The organism is Brevibacillus massiliensis (genome assembly GCF_000311785.1).
In the GTDB taxonomy this organism is placed as follows: domain Bacteria; phylum Bacillota; class Bacilli; order Brevibacillales; family Brevibacillaceae; genus Brevibacillus_C; species Brevibacillus_C massiliensis.
Map to the genome: position 1 here is coordinate 10,114 of NZ_HE978561.1, position 4,441 is coordinate 14,554.

At 44.1% G+C, this 4,441-nt stretch carries 3 protein-coding genes; all 3 read left to right on the plus strand.

The window, feature by feature from the left end:
- The first annotated feature begins 182 nt into the window (after positions 1-182).
- The 3 genes from HGBM_RS26005 to HGBM_RS26015 all read left to right on the plus strand — a co-directional run bounded on the left by HGBM_RS26005 (position 183) and on the right by HGBM_RS26015 (position 4,245).
- A complete protein-coding gene (locus HGBM_RS26005) occupies positions 183-1,202 on the plus strand; it encodes a 4Fe-4S binding protein (RefSeq protein ID WP_173391413.1) in 1,020 nt (339 codons plus the stop codon).
- A 27-nt stretch (positions 1,203-1,229) separates the two neighbouring features.
- Complete coding sequence (locus HGBM_RS26010; RefSeq protein ID WP_161605107.1) at positions 1,230-1,724, plus strand: HXXEE domain-containing protein; 495 nt, start codon at positions 1,230-1,232, stop codon at positions 1,722-1,724.
- Between the two features lie 433 nt (positions 1,725-2,157).
- Positions 2,158-4,245 (plus strand): DUF262 and DUF1524 domain-containing protein, encoded by a 2,088-nt coding sequence (locus HGBM_RS26015; RefSeq protein ID WP_019124006.1) that lies wholly within the window; start codon positions 2,158-2,160, stop codon positions 4,243-4,245.
- Positions 4,246-4,441: the final 196 nt, after the last annotated feature.

The window sequence follows — 4,441 nt, forward strand, 5'->3', positions numbered from 1 at the left end:
AGGGAATTCAAAATGGGATATAATCATGTTCTTACAGTTTGTAAGCTTAAAGGGGGACAGGGGAAAGGATGTTCGAAACGGCCTGGAATGCATCGTTGAATCACCAATTGGCACTCGCCTGCGATACCATATCGTGATAGCATAAAGGATGATCATAAAAATGAAACATTTGGGAAACGAGGATGACGGTTTTGAATAACAGAAATCAAAGTTGGAACATTCGAGGCAAGCATTTTATTTTGCCTGGCACGTTTTTGTCCATTTTTCTAGCCATTGCTGTAACCCTGTGGTTAACCAAGGACAATTTATTTTACTTGTTTAATTTCTCCTATATCGGGCTTTCGGTTGCCATCGGGTTATTTTTGACAGCGGTTCTTCCGAAGAGGGTCAGGCATCGTGGCAGGCTGGTCACGCAGTTTCTGGTCGGTACGTACATGGTTGTCTTTCTGGGAATCATGGGAAAAGAAAACATGCAGATCGAAGGGTTCTTCTTTTATCTCTTCATGGGGATATTTGTCGGGGCGACGATCCATTACCTCGTGGCCAAAATCGGGGGAACGCTTGTTTTTGGCCGCGGCTGGTGTGGGTATGCCTGCTGGACGGTTGCCGTATTGGACCTGCTTCCCTGGAAACAACCGAAAGAAGGCCGCATTCCTTACCTCGGCGTGTTCCGCTATGTTCATTTTCTGGGTTCGCTGGGGTTGGTCCTGTATATCCTGTTCGTGCTCCAAACTCCGCCTGAGCTGGAGTCGCTGAGGGAATTGTACTGGTTTTTGATCGGCAATCTCATCTATTACGGACTGGGGTTTCTCCTCGCCGTTGTTCTGAAGGACAATCGGGCGGTGTGCAATTATGTATGCCCGATTCCCGTTTTTCAGAAAATCGGTTCCCGTTTTTCTTTGATGAAAATCAACATCAAACGGGAAAAATGCGTGGAGTGTTTTGCCTGTGAACGGGCGTGTCCCATGGACATCAAGCTGTTGGATTACATGTACGAAGGGAAAAGGATCCTGTCCACAGAATGCATTTCCTGTTCGACGTGCATTTATGTTTGTCCGACCGATGCCGTGGAATACACGTTTGGCCTTGACGGCGGGTTTAAGGAATACTTGCGTACATACGGTGAGCCTGCGGCGACCAAAAAGAATCGTGCGGTGGCGTCCAGCAGTTTCCTGAATAAGGAAAGTGCCGTCTCAAAGTAAACAGGCTGTGTGGCGGATGGTGGGATAGTGACATTGAGAAAGATCATCTGGCTGGGTCCCGCTGTTTTTTTGATCCACGATTTGGAGGAAGTATTTTGGACACAGCCCTGGATAGAAAAGAACCGTTTTTTGTTTGAAGACACGCGATTTGAACGTGTGATAGAGGCCATGGGATATCAACCCGCCAAGTTTGGACTGGTAGTCGCCCTGATCACGATCCTGTACGGCATCATTTCCTATTTCGCAACCAGGCAAATCCAGGCGGGACTGAGCATGAACCTGTATGTTTCAACGATATTGATCCTGTTTGTCAATGTTTTTACCCACGCGGGGCAAACCGTGTTATTGGGAATGTATACTCCAGGCGTCGTCACAGCGGTATTGGTCGTCCTGCCTTATACGGTGATAGCGTTTCGAACATTGAAAGCCCACCACCTGTTGACCAGGACAACCTGGAAAACCAGTCCGTTTATGTCCGTTGGAATGCTTGCCGTCATCTTTGGGCTGATGATGGCGGTGTGACGGAGGAGCCTACGTTCAGGCGAGGGGTTGAGGCTGTGATGTCCACGTCCCCCAGGGGGCTTGTTGCATGGGCAACGTGGCGGAGTTGATCTGACAGGTTAGAAGGGTCTAACCTGTTCGGGTTTCATGGCGACGAATGGCAACCGCTTTTAGTGCGGGTTTCGTTTCTTCTCCTCACGATGCTTCGGTTTGCCCATGTGCGAAAGCCTGCGAGAACGATCTAAAGGTATTGTGCGATTGATCAAGGAAAAAGTTGTGAAGATGGCTGTTGAGCAAGATCTACTGGAGATGATCGAATTGTAATAAGTGGAAAAGAGGGGCTAAAATAGGCTCCTCTTTTTCTTTCATGAAGCGAGGTCTTGGATTCGGCTTTTCTGATTGATTTAGGTTGTCGTAAAATAAATGGAAAATAATTTTTTGGGGAGAGGGACAAGTGAAGGCGGTAGAAACCAATTTATTGAAATTTATGCAAGGTACAAAACAATTCATCATTCCGATTTATCAGCGAAAATATAGCTGGACGATTAAGCAGTGTCGACAGCTTTGGAACGATATTGTTAGAGCGGCGGTAGATGAAAAGATCAAGGGTCACTTTGTTGGCTCGATTGTCTACATAGAACAAGGGTTGTATCAAGTATCTTCTGTTCCACAACTGCTTGTTATCGATGGACAGCAACGATTGACTACGTTGACGTTACTGTTACTTGCGTTAGGCAAATCAATTGAAGAAAGCGGTCAAAACTGGGATATTACGAAAAAGAAGATCATGAATTATTATCTGGTCAACAATGAAGAAGAGGGGGAACTGTATCACAAACTTATCTTGACACAAAGCGATAAGGACACGCTGATCAACCTGATCTTAGGCAAAAAACTCCCTGATGAATACTCTCCAAGAGTGTATGAGAATTACAATTTTTTTCTTGAGACCATCAGAAACAGCGGCATTGACCTGAATAAGCTGTATCAGGGAATTTCCAAGTTAATTATCGTAGATATTTCGTTGGATCGTGACCATGATAATCCGCAATTAATTTTTGAAAGTCTGAACTCGACGGGGCTTGATCTGTCGCAAGCCGATTTGATCCGAAACTTCGTTTTGATGAAATTGGAGCCGAAAGAGCAAGCGGAACTGTACACGGAATACTGGTATCCGATGGAAAAAAGCTTCGGGAATCTGACAAATTCCGCTTTGTTTGACCGATTTATGCGTGACTATTTAACGGTGAAAACGGGGCGAATTCCAAACATTCAAGAAGTATATTCCAGCTTTAAGGAATACGTATTTCAGCACAGTGAACTGGACGTTCAACAAATTGTTGAGGATATTTATCGATATTCCCAATATTTTGTGAAGCTCGCGTTCCAGACGGAAAAGGATAAAGAAATCAATGAAGTGCTAACGGATATCAATACACTAAAGGTCGATGTCTCGTATCCGTTCTTGCTTGAGGTATATGACGACTATGAGCGTAAAATTTTATCAAAATCGGAATTTATTGCAATCTTAAAGCTTGTTGAAGCTTACGTTTTCCGCAGAGCGGTTTGCGGGGTTCCAACCAATTCATTGAACAAAACGTTTGCAACACTCAGCAAAGAGATCGATAAGACAAATTATTTGGAAAGCGTGCGTGCGGCGTTTTTACTCAAAGATTCATATAAACGATTTCCAACCGATGAGGAGTTCAAGCGAGAACTCATCATTAAGGATGTTTATAATTTCAGAAATCGAAATTACTTGCTTCGGAAGCTGGAAAATTATAATCGAAAAGAGATTATTGATATCGAGGCCTATACGATCGAACACATCATGCCGCAAAATCCAAATTTGTCTCCAGAATGGAGACGGGATTTGGGGCCAAAATGGGAAGAAGTGCACAAAACGTATCTTCATACGCTGGGCAATCTGACACTGACCCGATATAATTCCGAACTCAGTGATCGACCGTTTAAGGAAAAACGGGATATGGAGGGCGGGTTTGCTGACAGCCCGCTGAGGTTAAACAGAGAACTAGCCAAACTTGAAACTTGGAATGAGGAGGCAATCCTCAAACGTGCAGAGCTTCTTGCAAATTTGGCGTTAAAAGTCTGGGAATACCCACAGCTTTCGGATGATATTCTGGCTAAATACCGAAAGAAAGGCTCCGAAAATGATAGTGTGACTTATACGATTGCCGATCACCCTGAATTACAGGGAGATATGTTGGCGTTATTCGAGGAATTGAGCAAACGAATTTGTAACCTGGACAGCTCTGTCCGCATGGAGTTCAAAAAGTTATACATTGCTTTTAAGACGTCAACAAACTTCGTCGATATTGTGCCGCAGAAAAGCAGACTGCGGTTAAGCTTAAATATGCCATTCGATGAAATACAGGATCCTCGAGGTATTTGTAAAGATGTGAGTAACCTCGGTCGTTGGGGGAACGGTGACGTTGAATTTGGCGTTTCTTCTTTAGATGAAATCGACTATGCGATGTTTCTGATCAGACAGTCATATGAAAGGCATCGGGAAGATGAATAAAGGTGAAGAGGAGTAATGCGGCTCCTCTTTTTCTTTTTGTATGAATGGTATACTGGAAATAAAGGGAACAAGGTGATTGTTTGATCAGCTCATCCTTAAATTAAAATGCAAAAGGGGGAAGTATACATGGAGATGATACCCAAGGCTGAACCGCAGAAAATTCCGTTTCAGGTGTTTGAAAAGTCTATCCCAAACC

Excerpts from the sequence above, each read along its gene's own strand:
- HGBM_RS26005 (WP_173391413.1), top strand. The coding sequence starts at position 183 with ATGACGGTTTTGAATAACAGAAATCAAAGTTGGAACATTCGAGGCAAG.